The organism is Neisseriaceae bacterium (genome assembly GCA_016864895.1).
GTDB lineage: Bacteria > Pseudomonadota > Gammaproteobacteria > Burkholderiales > Neisseriaceae > QFNR01.
The window spans coordinates 1,263,214-1,284,245 of the sequence record CP046107.1 but is presented as its reverse complement, the minus strand read 5'-3'; the positions used below and the strand labels follow the sequence as shown (position 1 = coordinate 1,284,245).

At 30.2% G+C, this 21,032-nt stretch carries 17 protein-coding genes and 1 pseudogene; 5 read left to right on the top strand and 13 right to left on the bottom strand.

Annotated features, from left to right (window positions below; translation table 11 throughout):
• Positions 1-89: 89 nt before the first annotated feature.
• Positions 90-1,318: pseudogene (locus tag GKC53_05495) on the bottom strand (transposase).
• 307 nt (positions 1,319-1,625) lie between these two features.
• Here GKC53_05495 and GKC53_05490 point away from each other — a divergent pair.
• Positions 1,626-2,441: a RepB family plasmid replication initiator protein gene (locus GKC53_05490; protein ID QRN41566.1), complete on the top strand. Its 816-nt coding sequence runs from the start codon at positions 1,626-1,628 to the stop codon at positions 2,439-2,441.
• Between the two features lie 393 nt (positions 2,442-2,834).
• Complete coding sequence (locus tag GKC53_05485) at positions 2,835-3,053, top strand: helix-turn-helix domain-containing protein (GenBank protein QRN41844.1); 219 nt, start codon at positions 2,835-2,837, stop codon at positions 3,051-3,053.
• Between the two features lie 1,002 nt (positions 3,054-4,055).
• On the opposite strand, the gene GKC53_05480 is transcribed toward GKC53_05485, so the two are convergent.
• The 12 genes from GKC53_05480 to GKC53_05425 are packed head-to-tail and all read right to left on the bottom strand — an operon-like array spanning position 4,056 to position 15,908.
• A complete protein-coding gene (locus tag GKC53_05480; protein QRN41565.1) occupies positions 4,056-4,478 on the bottom strand; it encodes a hypothetical protein in 423 nt (140 codons plus the stop codon).
• Positions 4,468-6,219: a TraM recognition domain-containing protein gene (locus GKC53_05475; protein QRN41564.1), complete on the bottom strand. Its 1,752-nt coding sequence runs from the start codon at positions 6,217-6,219 to the stop codon at positions 4,468-4,470. The genes GKC53_05480 and GKC53_05475 overlap by 11 nt, the downstream gene beginning before the upstream one ends.
• Entirely contained in the window at positions 6,185-7,207 is a 1,023-nt protein-coding gene (virB11, locus tag GKC53_05470) for a P-type DNA transfer ATPase VirB11 (protein ID QRN41563.1), read from the bottom strand. The genes GKC53_05475 and virB11 overlap by 35 nt, the downstream gene beginning before the upstream one ends.
• Positions 7,188-8,630 (bottom strand): hypothetical protein, encoded by a 1,443-nt coding sequence (locus GKC53_05465; GenBank protein ID QRN41562.1) that lies wholly within the window; start codon positions 8,628-8,630, stop codon positions 7,188-7,190. Before GKC53_05465 ends, virB11 begins: the two co-directional genes overlap by 20 nt.
• Positions 8,620-9,516 carry a hypothetical protein gene (locus GKC53_05460; protein QRN41561.1) on the bottom strand — a complete coding sequence of 299 codons (897 nt, stop codon included), beginning with the start codon at positions 9,514-9,516 and terminating at the stop codon, positions 8,620-8,622. The genes GKC53_05465 and GKC53_05460 overlap by 11 nt, the downstream gene beginning before the upstream one ends.
• Positions 9,500-10,168, bottom strand: coding sequence for a type IV secretion system protein (locus GKC53_05455; GenBank protein ID QRN41560.1), 669 nt, complete (start codon positions 10,166-10,168; stop codon positions 9,500-9,502). The genes GKC53_05460 and GKC53_05455 overlap by 17 nt, the downstream gene beginning before the upstream one ends.
• 20 nt (positions 10,169-10,188) lie before the next feature.
• A complete protein-coding gene (locus GKC53_05450; GenBank protein ID QRN41559.1) occupies positions 10,189-11,166 on the bottom strand; it encodes a hypothetical protein in 978 nt (325 codons plus the stop codon).
• Positions 11,166-11,393 (bottom strand): EexN family lipoprotein, encoded by a 228-nt coding sequence (locus GKC53_05445; protein QRN41558.1) that lies wholly within the window; start codon positions 11,391-11,393, stop codon positions 11,166-11,168. Before GKC53_05445 ends, GKC53_05450 begins: the two co-directional genes overlap by 1 nt.
• Positions 11,394-11,414: 21 nt before the next feature.
• A complete protein-coding gene (locus tag GKC53_05440; protein ID QRN41557.1) occupies positions 11,415-12,092 on the bottom strand; it encodes a hypothetical protein in 678 nt (225 codons plus the stop codon).
• Complete coding sequence (locus tag GKC53_05435) at positions 12,092-14,941, bottom strand: hypothetical protein (GenBank protein QRN41556.1); 2,850 nt, start codon at positions 14,939-14,941, stop codon at positions 12,092-12,094. The genes GKC53_05440 and GKC53_05435 overlap by 1 nt, the downstream gene beginning before the upstream one ends.
• Before the next feature lies 1 nt (position 14,942).
• The gene (locus tag GKC53_05430) at positions 14,943-15,218 is read right to left on the bottom strand and encodes a type IV secretion protein A (protein ID QRN41555.1); all 276 of its coding nucleotides are present in this window, start codon (positions 15,216-15,218) and stop codon (positions 14,943-14,945) included.
• Between the two features lie 12 nt (positions 15,219-15,230).
• Positions 15,231-15,908 (bottom strand): transglycosylase SLT domain-containing protein, encoded by a 678-nt coding sequence (locus GKC53_05425; protein ID QRN41554.1) that lies wholly within the window; start codon positions 15,906-15,908, stop codon positions 15,231-15,233.
• 2,731 nt (positions 15,909-18,639) lie between these two features.
• On the opposite strand from GKC53_05425, the gene GKC53_05420 reads away from it, so the two are divergent.
• The 3 genes from GKC53_05420 (at position 18,640) to GKC53_05410 (ending at position 20,934) form a co-directional block, all read left to right on the top strand.
• Positions 18,640-19,005, top strand: a complete 366-nt coding sequence (locus GKC53_05420; GenBank protein QRN41553.1) for a hypothetical protein — start codon at positions 18,640-18,642, stop codon at positions 19,003-19,005.
• Positions 19,006-19,895: 890 nt separating this feature from the next.
• Positions 19,896-20,111: a hypothetical protein gene (locus tag GKC53_05415; protein ID QRN41552.1), complete on the top strand. Its 216-nt coding sequence runs from the start codon at positions 19,896-19,898 to the stop codon at positions 20,109-20,111.
• Complete coding sequence (locus GKC53_05410; GenBank protein QRN41551.1) at positions 20,101-20,934, top strand: AAA family ATPase; 834 nt, start codon at positions 20,101-20,103, stop codon at positions 20,932-20,934. The genes GKC53_05415 and GKC53_05410 overlap by 11 nt, the downstream gene beginning before the upstream one ends.
• Positions 20,935-21,032: the final 98 nt, after the last annotated feature.

Below are 21,032 nucleotides of genomic sequence, written 5' to 3'. Positions count from 1 at the left end.
TAATAGGTTCATTATAATAGATTCATTGGCTAAAATATACGGATTAAAAATCAGCAATCATTTATCGGACAATTGACGTCCTCGCCGGCCTAAAGGGCAGGGATTCCTACGGTGTTTAGCAGTATTGCTAACTCACTTCGGTGGGTTCCTGTTGCTGATGACCTTACTGCATCATTCACTTCACAGGCTAACCGGGCACATCCTGCCCTTAATATATTTATCGCTCCAACCTCATCTGCATTTAATTTATATCCACATGCAACACATTCAAAGTTTGATTGCGTTTGACGGTTCTGTGCACTTATATGCCCGCATTTTGGGCAAGTACGACTGGTATTCTTAGGATTCACTGCTACTAAATGACCTCCTCGCCATAACAGTTTATAGTCCAGTTGCCTTCTAAATTCATACCATGATTGATCTAGCATAGAACGATTTAATCCAACGATTTAATCCCGATTTTTGCTTTACTCTTTTACCAGGATGAGTCATATCCCCCTTTGCAGACTTAGATATGTGACCAACCTGCAAATCTTCTACATACACAATGGCGTGGTTTTTGCTAATTTGAGCAGAGATTTGATGAAGGTAATGACGTCTAATATTGGCTATTCTCGAGTGTAAGCGTGATACTTTATTTTTTGCTTTTTTCCAGTTGTGACTCAATGGCGTCTTATGGCTCATTTGACATTGCAGTTTAGCTAACTGACGTTGTGCCGTTTTAAAACGATTGATAGGCTCAAAGTATTGACCGTTACTTAAGGTTGCAAAACGGGTAATCCCCATATCTATATACCCACTTCATTACCTAATGGTATTGGTAGTTCAACATCATATTCCGTTTGTATAGCAACATACCACTTTCCACACTTGTGACTAATGGTAACGTTTTTAATTGAACCAATGACATGACGACTATTACGGTATCTTACCCAGCCTATTTTGGGTAAATACAAACGGTTGTTACCTTGTTCTAGTTTTACACCTTGGGGAAATCTAAAGCTTTCTTCCAATCCCTTTTTCTTAAACTTAGGAAAACTAAAGAAATTCCGAAAAGAGGCTTCTAAATCTTTTAAGGATTGTTGTAATACTTGACTATGGCAATCTTTAAGCCATTTGAACTCATCTTTCCATTTAGGTAGTAAGCTCGATATTTTACTGTAGCAGAATTTGAAACCGTTATCAGCCTCATAGTGCTTATTCTGCCAATCTAAAGCATGATTAAATACAAAACAAGAACAACCACAAACTGCTTCATTTTGCGAATATGTTCACCATTAGGTATTAACTCAAATTTAAAATCTTTTTTGATTTGCATGTCTTGATTATACTAATGAACTATGAATAGTCAATAAGATAGCATAGACACTAAAAGACGGAATAACCACTTTGTGGTGACGCCTTATATCCCTGCCATGAAGGACGAGATCTTACGGCGAGCATGATAAATCTTTTTGTGATTTATCCACAAAAAATTACCTACTTTAGAATTTTCAATATTTTCAATATTATTAATGGGTTAACCCTTTTAATTTTAAGGGTTAAACTTAGACTGAATGTGACTAAAATATTAGGTAAACCTACAGTATAAATTACGACAAGATATTGTATAATGGTTACAGCATATGATTAAACGTCCTAAAACCTATATAGGTGTCTCGATGAAAAAAGAAAATAAATTAGAGCCATATACTTATCATAGTTCACAAATAGAAAATGCGGTACAGTCAAACTCCATTGTTCGTTCTGCTCAAGGGCTAACTATTGTGGAGAAACGTATTTTGTTAATGGCAATAGCAAAGACAAAAGGCTCAATAACAACACTAGAAATCCATGCTGAAGATTATGCTGAAACTTTTGACTTAGATGTTGCGGTGGCCTATACAGAGCTTAAAAAAGCATCGCTAGGATTTATGAAAAAACAATTCACACTAACAACCAATGAAGAATACAAAAACAAAATAAGAGAGGTTAAAACAACCTATAATTGGTTGTCATATGTGAAATATATCAAGGATAGTGGCATCCTAGAAATAAAGTTCAACTCAGATATCTACCCTATGTTATTTGAGTTGACTGGAAATTTCACGAAATATCAATTGAAACAAGCCTCCGCATTAAGATCAATTTACTCCGTCAGGTTATTAGAAATGTTTGAAAGCGTTGTTCAATCAAATGTGATACATAAAGACAAACAAGGAAATACAACGTCTACAACAAAAAGAGATAGCGGTTGTCTAAAAATCCATATTGATGACTTCAATCATGCCATGGAAACTCCCCGAAGCTATCACGAAAATTTTGCTGATTTGAAAAAACGAATCATAGAGCCCGCTATCAAAGAGTTAATAGAAAAATACGGTTGGGAAATAAAATATCGAACAATCAAAAAAGGTAGGAAAGTAGCTATGTTGGAGTTCAAATTCTATCAAGATATATAAGGGTATATATTTTAATAAATAAAGTGGAATTATCTACCTATAGCATCAGCTTATGATGGGGATGGATAGCAAGTGGGTCGAAGAACTACAGTGTTTTTTTAAAATGTAGTTTTTAGTACTTCTAATAGAACACATTCAAAGTTATAAACAAGAATACATGTTTCCAGTAGCATGATTTGAGATATTGATATATTTACTAGAATTATATTTGAATGCATATCAATCAATAAATGAATATGGTCACCACTCCCCCTTATTGGATTTATCAACTGTGATATCCCATTTTTAGATAAATTTTGCATTTTTACTAATATTTGATTAGTAAAATATTGATGGTATCACTTAGTGACTAACGCTAAATAATATTTAGTTTATAAATGTAGTGATAATGCGATTTATATTGTTTTTTTATTATTTATTGTAATTATTTGCTTATTTATCAAAAATACCATCATAAAAGCTTATAAATATCGAATATATTTTAAGACTGAACAAAAAGTCTTGATATCTAAAACTTCCGGTTGTGTACGTAAAGTTTATAGTCTGATGTTGGCAGAAAAAATTACAAATACAAGGTATAAAAGTAAAACTACTCACATCAGCAAATATTAAGTAAGAATTTTAGTTTTTGAAAGAAGTAAATAGTTTTAACACTCAATTGAATTTAGATTAAGCATATAAGAATTTTTTTAGACGATTATCCCAAAATAAAAATAAAAAAGAATTGGATCTCCCAAATTCAACATTAAATATAATCCAGTTCAAAATTATACTACCAATAATCAAAAGAGTTTTACTGCTATTGATGATAAATATCATAAACTACCTAAGTTCAAAACATTGATAAAAATTAGGTTATACCGTCAATTTGCAGGAAATATTAAACCACTATTAGCAAAAATTCTGCTGGTGAATATTATGCCAGTATTTTAGTAGATGAACCTAAAATATCACCTATACTGATTACTATCATTTTTTAATATACCTTAGATTAGATCTAGGTTAGACCTAATGAACAAAGACAATTGTGACGCAGAGAAAGGCAGGTAGTAAAAATAGAAACAAATAACGAATGTTGGTAGCCATTCTATATCAAAAAATAGATAATCAACGTAATGATTTTTTACAGAAGCTCATTTCATTACCAAGCTAGCTTATAATAACCAAATAATTAGTTTTGTTATTGAATATTTAAATGTAAAAGGAATGACTAAAAACCGTTATTTGTCTAAAAGTGTTAATGATTGTAAATCTAGGTTTATTCGTTATTTAGAATACAAATGTAAAGAATTAGGCAAGAATATCATCAAAGTGGATAGATTTTTACTAGTTCTAAAACTTGCAGTCGTTATCATTATAAATTAGAAAATCTATCAAGTGTTAAAAATTTAACTTGTCCTAATGTAACACAAAGCATGATGGAGATATCAATGTAGCCATAAAACATTATGGCATTAGCTTTAGCTGATATCACGGGGACAGATGTGTGTAAATATTTCCCCTGTAACAAATACCATTAGGTGATTAGTGTTGTAGCAAAAGGTATAGATGCAAAAATCTATATGAGTGGCACGAAGCTCCCTCTACAGCATTATTTTAGAGGGAGTGGGTCACTCAGAGATCGATTTCAACCGTATCTTCTTCTTTTTTATCATACTTTTCAAAAGTAATTTCTAGTGGCTGATCTTGGTAATTAACACTACACAACTTCTTACAATCAACCCCTATGGAAAGCAAATATTGATACATTTCTGTAACCTCATTTAAGTAGCCAGTAATGGTTATTTTGTCAGCGTGTTGAGCATAAAACCAATATTCTATCGCTTGATCCTCTTTGACATAAGGAACAAAAAATTTAAATGTTTTATTAAAGCTTTTAACAGGTAATTTTTGGACTTGATTATTTTGATAGTTACCTACCTCTTTAGTCGCGAGGGTTGATTTACCTGATACTGACCTTGCTTTCGGTGGGCTTATACTTGAACATGAGACAAGGATTATTGATGTCATCAATAAATAAATAAATTTAAAACGCATTCTTCACAAGCTCCTTTAATTTAATTTTAGTTTCCCCTCTTTGGAATGCTCTATCAAAGTCAGATTTATTCGGTTTTTCAATCTGCATTAAAGTAGGAGATACTTGTTTAAGTTTCCATAAAAGTTGTGGTACAGCAAAATAAAAGGCCTTATTACACTTAATTGGCTTACAATTTTCAATAAAAATAATTTCTTCCTCAAAAGGTAACTCTTTAATTTCTTGGGGAAGCATTAATGCTCTTCTTTGCTTAACCTCACTGAAATTTTTGTTAATATCTTTACTTGACCGGCTGACATTGTTATCTATCACATCTTGATAGCCTAATCTTTTGCTATATTCTTCTGCATCCGACTCCTCTTTGGGGGCATAAATTATTTGACAAGCATGATTCACCAATAAACTCTTCGCTCCTTCCTTACCATAACCCGCTGGCGGGGATTCCTCTAACTGGGAAATTCCTTGGAATATAGTAATCATGCGAAGATTATAGCCCGCTATGAATGCACAGCCTTTTTTTAAAATTTCAATTTGCCCAATTGAAGTGAATTCGTCCAACAATAAAACACAAGCATGTTTTAAACTTGGGTCTTGTTCTGGTAATTGACGGGTATTTTCCGTTAATAGTTGAGAAAAAAATAAATTGATTAAACTTTTGGCTTGCAATAATTCTTCCAATGTCAAGCCAATGTAAATAGTCATTTTCTTTTTACGAAGATTATTTAAATTAAAATCAGAGGCACTTGTATTTTCAGCAATAATATCCGAACCAAATAAGGCCAAAGGTACTTCAAAAGAACTTTTAATACTAGAACGGGTATTATCAGAAGTATTTAAATAACGTTCTATTCTTAATATCGCACCCTTTGGCAATACTACCTGTAATTTTACATTATCATAATATTCCTCAAAAGGCTCATTATTAATGATTGTTGAACACTCTAGGAGTGTAGAAATAGAATAGGGTGCTTTTAATAATCCTTTCTCAATGAGATCATGAAACAATAAAGCCAAGCCTACAAATAATTCTCTTGCTTGCATGACAAAATAATCATCACCACCCGTATTCACATAAATAATATTGGCTATAGCATTTAACTGGATATCCGCAACACCTGATGTAAAATCTACATAATCCAATGGATTGTATTTAGATGTCCCTTTTTTAAAGGGGGAAAACAAAAAAATATCTTGTCCCAACACTTCTTTTCTATATTTGGAGGTAATGGTAAAAGCTTCTAATTTTGGGATATCCATTACCACCATGGAATCTTCTTGTTCTAATAAATTAGGAATAACGATTCCAACCCCTTTACCGGAGCGGGTTGGTGCACCTAGGGCAACAAATTGTTGCCCAGAAAATCGTAATAATTTATTTTTATAAATACCAATAATGATTCCATTCTTTGCCTCTGTAAATTTTTTAACTTCTTTATCATTGGCAAATCGAGCATCACCATGGATATTCACTTTCTTTCTTCTTAAAGAGAAAAATACCAATGAACATACAATTAATACTGATCCAATAAAACTCTGCAAAAGGGATTTAAAAGTTAATGCATATTGAAATATGATTGATTTAATTAACAAAGTTAAATCATATTTTGTGATAGCTCTATACAGACCAAAATGATGATTAAGCAGAAAAATAAAGGGATATAGTAACACTGTGATGATTAAAACATAAACCACCAACAAAATGTTTTCTTTACGAAAAATTTTCTGATAAATCTCTGTCTTCATTTTTAAAATATATTTCCCTTATTAACCTTTTTTTATTTCTTACCACCATAGATAAAACTATATCGATGTTATTTTTTAATTCTGACAAAATAATATTATAAGGAATGGCAAGTCCTTGTGGGTGAGCGGTCACATAGTTACACATTTGACGAAAAGTTTCCGCTACTGAACTTGCATGTATCGAAGTGATAGATCCACTATGACCGCTCTTTAACACTTTTAAAAAGTCAAATGTCTCACCACCTCTTAATTCCGCTAATAAAATACGATCCGGTTTCATACGCATACAACACTTCAACAAAGACGATGCAGTGACAATATCTCCCTCTTTGGCTTCTGAGGGGTATAATAAATGAACATAATTTTTTTGTGTGACAAGATCCAACTCATGAGTATCTTCTATGGTTATAATTCTTTCCTCATTTGGAATTAAATCTACCAACATTTTCATATAGGTGGTTTTACCGGTTCCTGTTGCACCAGCAACAATAATATTTTTCTTTTTCTTGACCGCTAAGGCAATAAAATCATCCCAAAGGTTTTCTTTATACAAATGAATCAAATCATCATCTTGATCTATCGCTTGCCCAAAACGTTTCATCTCACTATATATCCCAGATGAAACGTAAAAACTTCGCGTAAATCGCTTAATATTAGGTTTTCTCACGGTTATAGATATTGTGCCAACCTCACAAGCAGGTGGTATGACTACTTGTACCCGTTCACCATTTAATAAAGTTGCTGATAATATTGGCTTAACTGTATTCACTCTATCTTTTTTAAACGATGCAATAGCACTAACTAAATGCTCACAACTCTCATAAGAAAAATCTATTTTTTCATAAAACCACTCTTGATTTCTCTCATAAAAAACCTCATTCGGACGATTAATGCATATCTCTGTGATATCTTCCTGATCCAACCACTTACCAAATGCTTTTCTAATATAATGGTTAAAACCAATATGTTTATCTAAATTGATCGCCATTAAACATACCTTTTTTTCTTAATGAGTAGACTTTTGAAAAATCCACATCTCTTGCTACAAAAATCCCTACCATATCCCCTTGATTTTTATATAAAGTAGGCTCTATATCCATTTGTTTGATTAAAATAGCATTCACTACATCTTTGCTTCTATCCTCTTTCTCTTTTTTATTATTTTGTTTTTTATGAAAAATTTTGTCTGACATACTTTCAGATGAATACGAAGCAAAGTCGGACAAAAAACTTACCAACAAAGCTGTACCAAAACGTTTGGAAAAATGCTCATCTACATAACCACCAATACCTGACTCACCCAATTCACCAGTTGCATTACTAGCGATATTGATATTGACGCCATTAGGCGTTCTAATCTCATTCCAGACTACAAAAATGCGTTCCTCACCAATTTTTAATTCACCTGACTCATACGTACCAAATACTTTGGAGCCTTTTTCAATAAGTAAAACATTTCCACTTGCTGAGTAGACATCATTAGGAATTACACAAGAGACCTCACCAGCAATCGTACTAATGATTCTTGTGCGTAAAGAACACGCAATAAAAGTACCTTTTTCTAAAGCTAAATCAGGATTAAAAGTAATCTTATCAGCCACTACTAAATCATAAGTATCATTAGAATACCTATCTTTAGAGAGTGCATTTTTCCTACTTAATGTTTTACCTGTAATATCAGAAGCCAATACATCATATGAATTTTCGTTATGCTCAGCATTAATGGTTAAAGAATTACCCCCACCCTCACTATTATTGGTTTGAGTACTAGAATTAGTAATACTAGAATAAGATTTAAGTAAGGCAAAATCAATTTCTTCTTTATCCTCAATATCCGTGAACTCATCTTTATCTATTTCTGGATTAATCTTTTTCCCTCTACTGAATGTATCAAAATGAGGTGAATTTGGTTTTTCATCCGTCGTCTCTTGTGAAAAAACTTCTTCTTTTTGGTTAAAATGTTCAAGTAACACATTTTTAATACCGTATTTGACAATAAAAACAATCAACATCACCAATAAAATGGATAGTAATATCCATTTAAGCCATGATTGGTTGATTTTATTGTTGGGTACTGAAGTTGGCGTAATCTTTTGAAATGAATCGTTAATAAGCGTTTCTTCTTTATCATCCTCATAAGGAATTTCCTGATAAATTTCCGATTCCTGTTCTACTTCTTCCGGCTTATATTCTATTTCCGGTTCTATTTCCGGCTCTGTTACCTGCTCCGGATCTGTTTGCTGTTCTTGCTCTAAAATATGTTTTTCCACCAATTCATCATAATGACTTAAATTTTCTTCTTCGGGGGTAAATTCTGAACCAAATAAGGTTTTCGCCTCATCATCTACCTCTTCCAAATCTAAAATATCGTTAATGCCCAATTCTTCTTGTTTTTTATCATTATCGCTCATTTAATACCCTTTCCACGTTAGGGGAGTTAGTATTTTGGTATTGGCTGAAATTCTTACCAAATCCTTTATTCAAAATACCTACTACTTTTTTACCACTTCTTAATACATAAGCAGGATTTGTGCCGTTAATTACCAATAATTTGTATTTCGCGTTATAATTTTTTATTACAGTGTTAACCAATATTTCCTGATTGTCATTTTGTAAAAATACTGATGGAATACTTTTTTCTTTCGTAAAACCTAGATAAGTATTAGTACCATCATCGTATACAAAAGACGGGGCAATATTTTTTGAATTTGAAGCAATCCTCGTTCTATAATTCCAATTCCTTGGAATTTGCAAAGCATTTAATGTCTTTTTAATCTCTTTGTTTTCACGTTCACGTTCTGCTAACGCTAATGCACGTTTTTTATTTCTAGCAATCTCTTGCGGATAATTAAATTTAACCACAAAGGCCGATTCTTGTATGGCATTTTCCGGTAAAGCAAATAAATCTATCACGTAAAAATTTTTATTGGTTTTAACCAATAAATTGGTATTCCAATAATTGTTTTTCAACAATTTTTCTGAATTAATACCTAGATCATTAGACGGTAAGATTGGTTTAAGATACAAAATATTACGATTGATTTGTATATCCCAACCATCATTAAACCCACTAACAGCAGACTCTATATCTTCCTCTTGGGCAAAAATTAATGAATTCACTCTACCTAAAGAAACTTTGACTACTGTCACATCTTGTTCGTTATAGGCTTGACTTTTAATTCTCACATCAAATCTTGACCCTTTGGGAATACTTTTACTCAATCCATAATTGGCTAAGAACACAGAAGTTAACAACAAGCATAAATATTTTTTGTTCATCTTATTGTGCCTCATCATCTATACGGTAATAATGCACCTTAAACCCTAATGGATTATCTAATCGGCTGACATTATCAACTATATTCGTTGTATCATAACGATAGGATAGATTAACTAAACTAGTTTTAAAATCAACTGTTTGTTTTTGAATATCTTTTTTTGCGATCTCTACACGAACGATTGCGGTTTTTGTACCATTACTATCTTTTAATGAAATAGAAATAATTCTCGGCTCAAGAACTACCTTATCACCATAAGTATTATCTCTTGACGTTTCACCAAAAAATATCTTTTGATAATCCTTAAAAATCTCTTCATCACTTAATACAGAGACTAAATTATAATCTCGTTGTAAGGTATCAAATACGTAACCTTCTCTAGCACGGATATATCTTGCGATATTGGCCTTATCCTCGGCTTCGGAAGGGGTGTATTCTTCGTGCGTTAAAGAACTAATCACCACCTGATTGCCGGTAGATTTATCCACTTGGATCACATAAGGAATCAATTCTTTTAAGGGCAACAAAACAATTAACGAAGAAGCCAGTAAAATATTAGACGCCATCGAAAACAGTAAAAACAAACGCAAGGAATTATGTCTTGCCTTAATTTGCTCTATTTGCGATTGTTCAAACGTTTCAGCTTGTTTTAAATAATCATTAATTTTCATACCCTTTTTATCCCTTTTTTTTATGTCTTACCAAAATAATCCTTAAACATTTTAACAAGTGGATTAACAATATATTTTTGACCTCTTCCACCCAACAAATTATCATCTACTTCCCTACTCGCCCACGCTGCACCTTTACCAGCTAATTTACCTGCACCCATAGTTCCTCTAATAGTCCCTCTAGCGGCTAAATTACCCGCTTTAGTGCCTATCGCACTAGCAATAGAATCTGCGGTTACACTCGATAAACTTGAGGATATTTCTTTTAAGACACCAATAATCTTGGCTATAAATAAACTTGCAATAAGCATGTTTAGTCCATGAACTATGGATTCCTTAGTACCTAAATTTAATTTATCAGTAAAATGAATAGCATTACCTATAATTAAATTTAAAAACACAAAATACAAAACTGAGGAAATCACAAGTTGCATCCAAGCATTAAACATGCCACGGATTACTTGGAAGGAGAGACAAAAGATAAATAATGGACTAATGGCTAATAGAAACTTTAAGGTAAATTCATTAACGATTAAAGGAATAGCTGTTATTACTGCAATAATAATAACAGATAGACTTTCTAATGCAAAAGTAAACAGTAATCCAAATCCATGACCAAGATCTCTTATAGATATTCTAGATTTTACCTCACCAAATTCTTTCTCTATACTATTAATCAAAGCATCCAAAGCCCCTAAAGCACTACTATCGCCAATACTCAAAGAGGATTTTAAGCCATCAACCACCGCATCAATTAGATTTAACCATTGTGGTTCAGTGGCAAAAGCATAAATAATAATCAAAGACCCTATTTTAAACACAGTATCCTTGATCGGTTCTTCGGTTTTCCCTGCCATAGCCAATAAGCCTTGACAGGTCATCCACAAAATACAACTAATAATAAAAACACTCATTACAAAAGAAATCATCTTACCGTGTTGCGATTGCAAACCCGTACGAAACATTAAATCAAATTGATTTTGTAATGAGACAAACATTATTTACCTCCAGTTAATTTTTTAAAATCTATTTCCACTTGTGCTTTTCTAGCTCTAGCACAATTGGTGCTATTATCTTGATCGTTAAAACTCATCTCAGAACATTCTTTTAATACTTTTTTCATAAGGGGCTCATCTTTCATAAATTCCTCTACGGTATATATTTTTTCTTTTGTAGAACAAGCTGTTAACGTACATATCACCAACAAAAAACTTATTTTTTTCATTATTTTTTTCCTTTCGTTTCGTTATTTATTACCAGTTAACTTTTTAAAATCAATCTCTACTTCTATTTTCCTAGCCAACTTTTCTATTCGTTCTTCATTTTGTCTGCGGAAGTTGTTACGCATGTCTTGTGCTTGTAACATAGCAAGGGTAGCATTGATTTGATTCGCATAATCCAACGCTTCCTTGGTATCTTTTGCCTTTTTTGAACCTTCTGCCAATATGTTTAATTTTTCGATTAATTGCTGGGTTTCTTTTAATATCTTATCTTGCTCGGTCATATTCCCAATTTCAAACACAAGTCTACCTTCGCACAATCTCTTCAATCTATCATCTCTTTTAGGGCAACTTTGTCCGATACCATGTCTTTGGAATATACGTCTAGTTTTTGGATCTAAACTCCCAAAACCTTGATCTAACAAGTTATCGACATTAGAAACCTCATCAATCAACGATTCAAACCCACCTTTAACTCGTTTAATTTCCGATAAAACCGTCTCAATATCCCTAACACCTGTTAACGATTTTAATTGCTCTTTCGCTGATTCTATTTGTTTTTGATGAAACTTAAATTGCTCATTCCATCTTTTCAAATACTCCAAAAACTGTGCATGTCTTTGTACTTGAGCTGGTCCATCTGTAAACGCCAATAAAGGGGAATAGGTAAAACATAATCCCAACAACAACACCACTTTTTTCATTAAGATCTCCTTATAAAATCATCTACCCACAATCGTGGATCTTTATAAATACCAACTTCCATTTGTTCCAAAACTTCAGAACTGTTTTTGGAAGTTGACAACAATTTTAAGTAATCACCTAACATTGAAAAATCTACATTCACAATAGTTGAGCTATTTCCTTTTTTAATTAACGCCCGACGACTAGAGCGATTAAAACTTTTAATTAATTGAAATTCCTTTTCAGAACAACCAAAATTCCGAGTTTTTTCTTTATCATCATCTGATGATTTGGTTCCACAATATTCTGCTTCTAGTGCGTCTTTGTTCGATAAAAATATTTTAGTTTCTGTTTGTTCTACAATCGCTGATGAAATCTCATTTTTAAGCACATCACTTGGTGATTGTGTCCCCGTGACAATAAAAGCATTTAATTTACGAATCGTTTTGAATTTATCAAACACAAATCCCGCAAAAATATCCCCTCTAATCCACTTCCAAAACTCATCAATAAACAATACAAATCTCTTTCCATCCATCAATAATTGGAAACGGTGTAATAAATAATAGGAAATAACATTGGTTACTTCTTTGTTATCCAAAAATTCAGTACCATCAAAACCATAATTAATAAAACGCTCATCAAATACTAATTCATCACATCTATTATCAAAAATCCAACCATATTTTTGGCCTTCCGTCCAAAGACTTAAACGATTAGATAGATCCCAAGCAATCTCTGTTGCATTACTTGAGGTTGACAAAAATTCTGCTAATCTAGTGACCCCAAAAATACGCTCTTCTTTGCTTAAATCCATTACAGAGGCAATCGCTTGGGTTAGTTCTCTAGTATGCTCACTAGTGAAAGTATTATCATTAAGCTGAATAATATATTTGAATAATACAAATAAGAATTCTCGATTCCCCTCATTATTCTCTAATTGAAAAGGATTAAACCCTGTGGGCTCTCCATTTTTAATTTTAAAATACTTACCACCCAATCCCTTAATACACGCTTCCCCACCATAATCTTTATCCAAAAACACAAAAATAGCTTTTTTATTCACTTCTTTTTGTGGAAAAGTATTCGGCAAAGCAAATCTTTGTAACAACACAAGCAAAAAACACATTAACAAAGTTTTACCGGAACCAATAGAACCATAGATTCCAGTATGTGCTACGGTCATCTGACCAAAATCATTACCAGGATTTTCTTCGTGAAAATTAAAGAAAAATGCTTCACCAAATGCATTTTGCAACAAAACAACCGCCTCCCCCCAAGCATTGCCAGTTGATTTCCCTCTATAAAATCCATGGAAATCAGAAAAATTAGCAAAATTTTTAGATGTTAAAACGGTTAAACGCGGTCGATAATTAACGTTAGCCGGCAATTGAGCAAAGAAAGCACTCGGTAAAGTAATATCGGAAAATGTTGCCACAACACCCAATTTTTGTAATGCGGTAACTACCTTATTAGCATTTTCTTGTAATTGTTCAAGTGTGTTCGCTCGGATGAAAAAAGTTGTATGACTTTTACCAACAGCAATATCACCCCCCGATAAATCATCTTGTAGAGCATTTAACGCTTCTTGTTGTGTAATTGCTTTGTCTCTACCAGACACAAGTCTTTTGGCTTGCTCTTCGATAATAGACAAACCTTTTTTATCATTAAGCAATGAAAAAGAATGCGTTGCCACAAAATCTACTTCAATTAAGTTTAAAATATCATACATTCCTGCATAAGAAATATTACCGTAATCCTTTATTTCAACCTCTCTAGCATAAGAATGATAATTAATCCCTTTTATTTCTAATATATCATTGCAAAAATGATAGCGTTTATCCCCTAACAAATTATAAATAGGCACACTGCCAAGTTGAATAATACGTCGCTCACCGGTTAATAAAAAGTGGATAAAGTTAACTGCATCCGAAGTAAGAACATCACCCTGTTCTCTCATTTTTAAAAGTTTTGTCCCCAAATACTTTCCATATTGGCTATCAAATGTCGATGATACTAATTTAATTAATTCTTCAAATTTTTTGATATATATATTTCTATTAGACACAACTTTTTTGTTGGATAAGAAATTCCTTTTCTCTATATTAGAAAGGGGTTGCCATACCATGGAAAAATATATTTTACTGTTCTTAAATCTTTTCTCTTTAATGAAAGAACCATATTTTTTGTATATGATATTGGCCAACCAATTCTCACTCATTTTATTAAAAGGTATCTTGATTGTTTCTTTGACTTTGTGATAGTAAAAAGTAACATTATCAGCATTTGCACCAACGGTCTTTATCATGTTTTGGATGAGATCGTTTTCATCATCCAAATCCCTATCAGAGGTAGTTAAAAAATCGATTCCATCTGTTTCCCAGATAACCATTAAAGAACCGTCTTTATTCATAATAATAGAATCTGTTACATGAGTAGAATAAGGTAAATGATTAGAAATATCGATTAAACCAGTATCATCTAAATTTGTTTTACTTTCTTTTGCTTTTTTCCTCCTAGAAACATTAGGTGAAAAAGTTAAACTTTTGAATTTTTTCTTGGCAGAACGCAAATCATTAAAATTATGAATTGGGGATTTATCACTCATAGGATTACTTCCAATGGTTTTAAATAGAAAAAAATATTTTAAATAAATATTATTAAAAACTTTGTCATCATTTTTAGAAATAACTTTTAAAATTAGAAAAATAGGTATTAATCCTATGGTATACAACCACTCTCCAGTAAAAACTACTAATAACAAAAAAACAGCAGAAGTTAAAAACAAAGGGGCAAAGGGTACACCAAACAACTGACCCGTCTTCCCCATCGCTTTATATATTGGATTAACTTTTATATTATTATTCATATCACTTTAGTAACATTGCACCAATTTCTGCCGCTCCCGCAATTAATGCGGCACCCATAATCCAACCAGAACAATCTCTAATGGACTCTTTGTTATACATAGTCTTAAACCCAGTAATCATAATAGCCGTCACCACCGCAACAATAGATACGGTATGTAAAGCCGTATTAAGATTTTCCAAGAATTTGTTAACTTTATTTAACCCTGCAGCTAAACAAAAATCACTTAACAAAAAACCTAAAACAACAAGATTTATTCTACTTATTACGTTATTCATTTACTTACTCCCTTATTTATTAAGTTTCGACACATATTTAATATTCATAAAATATGACTGACTCCCTTTATTACTTTTTTTTAAATTATTCTTTTTAATCTTTTTATTACCATCAATATATTTTTTGCCTTTAATTGATGGAATTTCTACCTCATATATATTTTTATTCGATACCTTTATTAAATTATTATGCACTCTTTCAACATAAGAACCAGAACGCCCCTCTTTAATATATCCAGATCTATTATTTCCAGAATAATAACAACTTAACATATCATTAGTATCTTTATATCTAACATAACATTCTTGCAAAATATGTTGCGAAATTCTTACATTAGTACACGGATCCAATAAATCGATACCAGAAACATTAAATCTCTTAAAATTAACCTTATTAATCTGCGCTATCCCCACTGAATAATTGTGTTGCTTTCGTTCAATATCTTTAATAATCTCGATAGCTGACAATTTATTTTTTGGGTTATGAGAAATAACATTTTTATTTGGTAGGATTTCCGCAATAGCATATGGATTAGTAGAGCTTTCCGTTTGTATCAATGAAGACATAGTATCTACATTAACTTTTGGAGAACACTCATGGATCAGCTCAAATAAGAACATATAATTTAAAAAATAGTTGAAGGTTAACTTATAGTTAATTCTATAATTAAATTTATAAAATGTAAACATTAATTTCTTAACGTAAACAATTATTTCCTAAATATGAAATATACATATTCGTCTCAATAATACATTATTGCATTTAATTATTTTACGTAAATACTTATTACATTTTTTTGATTCTATCTGGTACAATGAAAAATTTTAATTTGCCTTTTATTTGAATTGCCTACTGGGAAAAATTTACGTAAAATAAATAATAAAATTATATAGTTATATAACTAAATCAATAAAAAACTTGATCAAAATTAAGAAAAAATACAAAATAGCCAAGTGCAAAATAATAACATGAGAGGAGCAAAACGTTGGCCAATAATTCATTAAAAAACCAAATAGACACTTTGCGTAAAAAACTAGAAGAAAAAGAAAAATTTATACTGAAAGAGAAGAAAAAAAAACTAAGATTTTGATTAGAAAAATTAAACCTGAAATTTACCAGTTCAGGAGGATTTTTTCAGAGCTAAGTCAAGAGAAACAACAAAATATTATTCATTTTTTCGAACAAAATAAATTAGAAAATTTAAGAAAATTCTTATTCAGTGAGGAATAAATTATTCTATTTTACAGGAAAAGATCTCCTAAAAAAAAAATATCTACAATCTTATTGGTATTGGCATAAAATAAATTGTTATTGATTAATTTTTTGATAATTAAAGATTTTTTGACTAAGAGATAATAATTAGGGATTATAATTATAATAATAAAAATAGTTCATATTTTTTTTATACTCATAGTTTATTGTATTTCTTAGAGTATTGTTTATTTATCGACTTAGTCCAACAACACAAATTAGTAGAATGTGTTTGTACACAAAAATTGTTAATATAAGCTTAATTTAAATTTACAGCCAATTGTTTTATAATAAAAAATTATTTTTGATTAATTTTTGGGCAAGATTTTCGAGCAAAAAAATATTTCATATATAATCGCCTACTTAGAGTAACAATTTGGTGAATATGGATAGTAAATAATTAGAAAACTATAGGGGAGAAATAAGATCTACTGAATAGAGGTTTCCAAAAGATTGTTCTAGATGCTGACTAAATTCCTTACTTATCAATATACCAATAATAGTTTTTATTCTTAATGCAAATATAGATACAACCAATATTGTTGGGAAAACAACAGTCGGATTAGAATTAACTAGTACAAGGGTCGAATAGGGAGAGTTAGCATTGTTAAATGATAAAAATATTGGAGGGCTAAAAGCTTTGTGCTACAGATAAAATTGACAATTAATAAATTACAGACTGATCTAACATAATGTGTAAGGAATATATGTAAGGAATAGAAGCACTTTATAAAATAATATCAATCAATATACTCCTTAAATATAACCACAATTATATTGTCAAATACCGGACTGATACATGTATTGATTGAAACTGATATTTTGAAAATACTACCTAAAATTTCTGCTTATTTAAAATCGTTATCTTTAATCTTTGTATTTTTTTTGATAACCAACATTCCAGAAGTATTTGTTAAAAAATCTCTCTTTATTTTTCAAAGGTATAAGACTATACCACTCAATAATTAAAATGAACCTGACAATAGTCCCTTTAATAGATTATATTCTAAAAGCTTAAAATCTGACTTGCTTATATAAAGTATTTATTCATGTCAAGTAGTTAAGACTAACCCAGAAATTAAATAATAATTACCCATAATGATCGTTCAATGTCTGCATCCTATAATTTTACTTCTTTCTTTTGAATTTTTAGTATCCTTTTCTGAAAAAATTAATTAAGATAAGCTAGTTATAATGATCTAATGTTTTCCAAAAATATTTGATATCTCCATTTGACCAAATAGGTATATTAACTGATTCTATAATCAATAATTCTCTATTTTTAACATCTATTTTAGATAGATATAAATATTTAGAATAAGAACTATTACCTTTATTTTTACTTCCATTTTTTATTTGACAAATATATTTATACATAATTTTTTATTAAATTTTATTTTTATATAAATAATAACATGTAAATATAATATTTTTAATATTTAAATTAAATTTATAATAATTATTATTTTTAATTATTAATTTTATTAATATATATTTTTATATATATCAAAATATATCCCTATTACTATAGAAAATGTTTTATTAAATTAAAATTTATATTTCTTATAAAATTATTTTTTTATAAAAAACATAAAATTTTTACAATTTTTTAAATTTGAGAAAATATTTTTACAAAAATTAAATTTTATATTTTAATAATTAATTAATTTAGATTTATATATCACTTAATAAGAATAAATAGCGATTAGATTTTTTATATTTAATCAATATTAAATTTTATTAAATAACATAAAATGAATATAGATAATATCTTCATCTATTTTTTAGAAATGGATTATATGAAATATAAATTATTTATAATTTATATTTTATTTAAATTAATTTTATAATAAATAATATAATTTAATTTAAAATTAAATATGTATTTTTTTTATTATAAAAATGAATTAATAAAAATATTGAAAAAATATATTTTCTATTAATAAAAAAATATTTGATAATATATTTATATTTGAAATTTAATTAATTTAAGTTGAATTAAATGATAATCAAAAATGTTAAAATAAAGTTTTAAATAAACAATATTATATATTATTTAATATATTTTATTTAAGATTAAAGTATTAAAACATATAAATATAAAAAATATTATAAATAACTTAGTTATTAGCTTATCTTAATTAATTTTTTCAGAAAAAGGTGCTAAAAATGCAAAAGAAAGAAATAAATAAAAAGCAAAGAGTGAAAAAAGATTTAGATTATTACAAAAACTTAAAAAAAGACATTGAAAAACAAATAAAAATTTTAGCTACAAAAGAAAGTGTTAGAAAAAGAAAGGAACTCTATAAAAAACGATCTATTATTGGTAAGTACATGTTGGATTTATTTGATCTAGAGGATGAAACTATTGATAAGAAAAGTTTGGGAGATGTGTTTGAAGAATTTTTGTTATCACTTGATGAAACCGATAAATCATTATTCATAGAAATCAATGATGATACCCCTACACCAGTCAATACTTCAGTGCAAAACAAAAATCATAATGCTTATGATGACGAATTTTATGATGACTAGTGAATAGATATTTTTATAGGTTATACAAGAATATTAACGTTAAAAGCAAAAAAACAGAATCACAATAGTAGTTGATTACCCAAGAATACCGTAGGCAAGTAAGCACACAAAGTTTATCTGATTAATTAATATATATTTATCCTGTTTTACAATCTTTTATTTATCCAAAAATTGCCAGAACTATATTTTAGATCACTGGAAATTATTGCCTTAAAAAAAATGTATGGAGACCAGATTTTGCTTTCGTTGTTAACATTTCATCGACAATGCTAAAGTCAATAAAGATCATTATTTCCGTACATTTACTAAAAAACTACTCTCATTAACCGGACAGTTTACACCCATAGATCAAAAATACAGTCATTTTAAAATAGAACTAACTACTTGATTTAAAGAAGTTACTTCTCATATATTACATATTAAAGTGCACTTTTATGGAAACAAGCTTATAGTCGATTTTTTAATAGACTAGGTGGTCGACCCAAGCTAAAAAGGAAATCAGAGAGGCAACCGGTTTATTACCATTAAATTATTTAATTCACTGCTAATATCACTGCTAATACGTATTAAAACACTGATGAAGTGATTTACCATCTCACATTAGGCAATAAGAAGCTCCACCCTATTGGCGTATTAACATACGTTGCTCATCGTCCTCATCAGATACCTAAATCGATTACTATTTCGGTCATAGCAGGTAAATGCTATCTTTACTTTTATGCAGAGGGTAATCATCTATTACATATCTTTTTATTCACTAAACTTTCATAAAAATATTCTCATATTAATATTATATGTTACAATATGCACAAAGAGCCGGATTTTTAGTGGGTTCCCCCCCCTAAACTTGCACTTTTAATATCTTTATTTTATGAAAAAAGGAGAATAGGATGGCTACGTTTATAGAAAAAGAGGTATTAATCGAGGCAGCTAGTTATACTGCCGGAGTTATTAGAAGATTTCCTGGCCAAACAGATGAGACGAAGAGATTAGCAAAACAAGTAGGAGAGATGGGATATAATTACTTACATTCTAAAGCTGAAGATTTGGATTTTTACAAAGAAGTAGAAATACTTAGAAAGATGAGAGCTCCTTATGAAAAATAAAGAAAATATTACTCATTTTTCAGAAGAAGAATTAGATCAGGTATCAAAAGAGATTTTAGAAGAGAATCAATATACTGCAATAAAACCTCAAACAAATCCTAAAGTAACCGTTTTAGGAGGACTGGCTGGTTCTGGTAAATCAAATTATACTGATACCTTAGAAAATACTTATGTAATTGCCGGTGATAATTACAGAACGAGACACCCCAGATTTGCAGAGATTAAAGAACGATATGGCGATGATTGGGTGTTTAAAACTAATGATTTTGCTGGAGCAATGGTTAAAAAAATATCTGAACAAGTTGTTAAAGACAAAAAAAACGCCGTTATTGAGGGTACTTTTAGAACTTATGAGGCTCCGGCCAATACATTAAAACAATTCAAAGAAGCGGGTTATGAGACACATGCCCATATAGTTTTATGTCATAAGGATGTTGCTAAAGCAAGTACTGTTGATCGTTATTATACAATGAAAGAATCTGGTTTACCTGGCAGAGTGGTGACTAATGAGAAATTTCAAGAAATGTTAAATGGTTTAGCAAAAACAGCAGATAAAATTAAAGAGTCTGGACTGGTTAAAGATTTTACTATGTCCGCCAGAAGAGATCTGAATCAGCTCACTACGATTTATAAAGCTGATGATACAAGAAAGCCCAGTGAAGTTATCAACAAAGAAATATCTAGACAACTGAGCCCTAAAGAACAAGAATTTATCGAAAGGGTCAATAAACAACATGAACAACAACAAACGTTAAAAGCATTAGAAAAAATGAGAAAGAATCGAGAGTCTAATTTAAATAAAGATAGAGATTTATCCAGATAACATAAAAATATGTTATGCAGATATTACGATATTTTTTTATTTGTTGAGTTAGGATCATGATCTTATAAAGTTGTTAGCACAATTTCTGCCACTAGTTT

Bases quoted from the DNA above. Each gene is read 5' to 3' on its own strand.
- GKC53_05490 (QRN41566.1), top strand. From the start codon at position 1,626: ATGATTAAACGTCCTAAAACCTATATAGGTGTCTCGATGAAAAAAGAA.
- GKC53_05480 (QRN41565.1), bottom strand. From the start codon at position 4,478: ATGCGTTTTAAATTTATTTATTTATTGATGACATCAATAATCCTTGTC.
- GKC53_05475 (QRN41564.1), bottom strand. From the start codon at position 6,219: ATGAAGACAGAGATTTATCAGAAAATTTTTCGTAAAGAAAACATTTTG.
- virB11 (QRN41563.1), bottom strand. From the start codon at position 7,207: ATGGCGATCAATTTAGATAAACATATTGGTTTTAACCATTATATTAGA.
- GKC53_05465 (QRN41562.1), bottom strand. From the start codon at position 8,630: ATGAGCGATAATGATAAAAAACAAGAAGAATTGGGCATTAACGATATT.
- GKC53_05460 (QRN41561.1), bottom strand. From the start codon at position 9,516: ATGATGAGGCACAATAAGATGAACAAAAAATATTTATGCTTGTTGTTA.
- GKC53_05455 (QRN41560.1), bottom strand. From the start codon at position 10,168: ATGAAAATTAATGATTATTTAAAACAAGCTGAAACGTTTGAACAATCG.
- GKC53_05450 (QRN41559.1), bottom strand. From the start codon at position 11,166: ATGTTTGTCTCATTACAAAATCAATTTGATTTAATGTTTCGTACGGGT.
- GKC53_05445 (QRN41558.1), bottom strand. From the start codon at position 11,393: ATGAAAAAAATAAGTTTTTTGTTGGTGATATGTACGTTAACAGCTTGT.
- GKC53_05440 (QRN41557.1), bottom strand. From the start codon at position 12,092: ATGAAAAAAGTGGTGTTGTTGTTGGGATTATGTTTTACCTATTCCCCT.
- GKC53_05435 (QRN41556.1), bottom strand. From the start codon at position 14,941: ATGAATAATAATATAAAAGTTAATCCAATATATAAAGCGATGGGGAAG.
- GKC53_05430 (QRN41555.1), bottom strand. From the start codon at position 15,218: ATGAATAACGTAATAAGTAGAATAAATCTTGTTGTTTTAGGTTTTTTG.
- GKC53_05425 (QRN41554.1), bottom strand. From the start codon at position 15,908: ATGTTTACATTTTATAAATTTAATTATAGAATTAACTATAAGTTAACC.
- GKC53_05420 (QRN41553.1), top strand. From the start codon at position 18,640: ATGCAAAAGAAAGAAATAAATAAAAAGCAAAGAGTGAAAAAAGATTTA.
- GKC53_05415 (QRN41552.1), top strand. From the start codon at position 19,896: ATGGCTACGTTTATAGAAAAAGAGGTATTAATCGAGGCAGCTAGTTAT.
- GKC53_05410 (QRN41551.1), top strand. From the start codon at position 20,101: ATGAAAAATAAAGAAAATATTACTCATTTTTCAGAAGAAGAATTAGAT.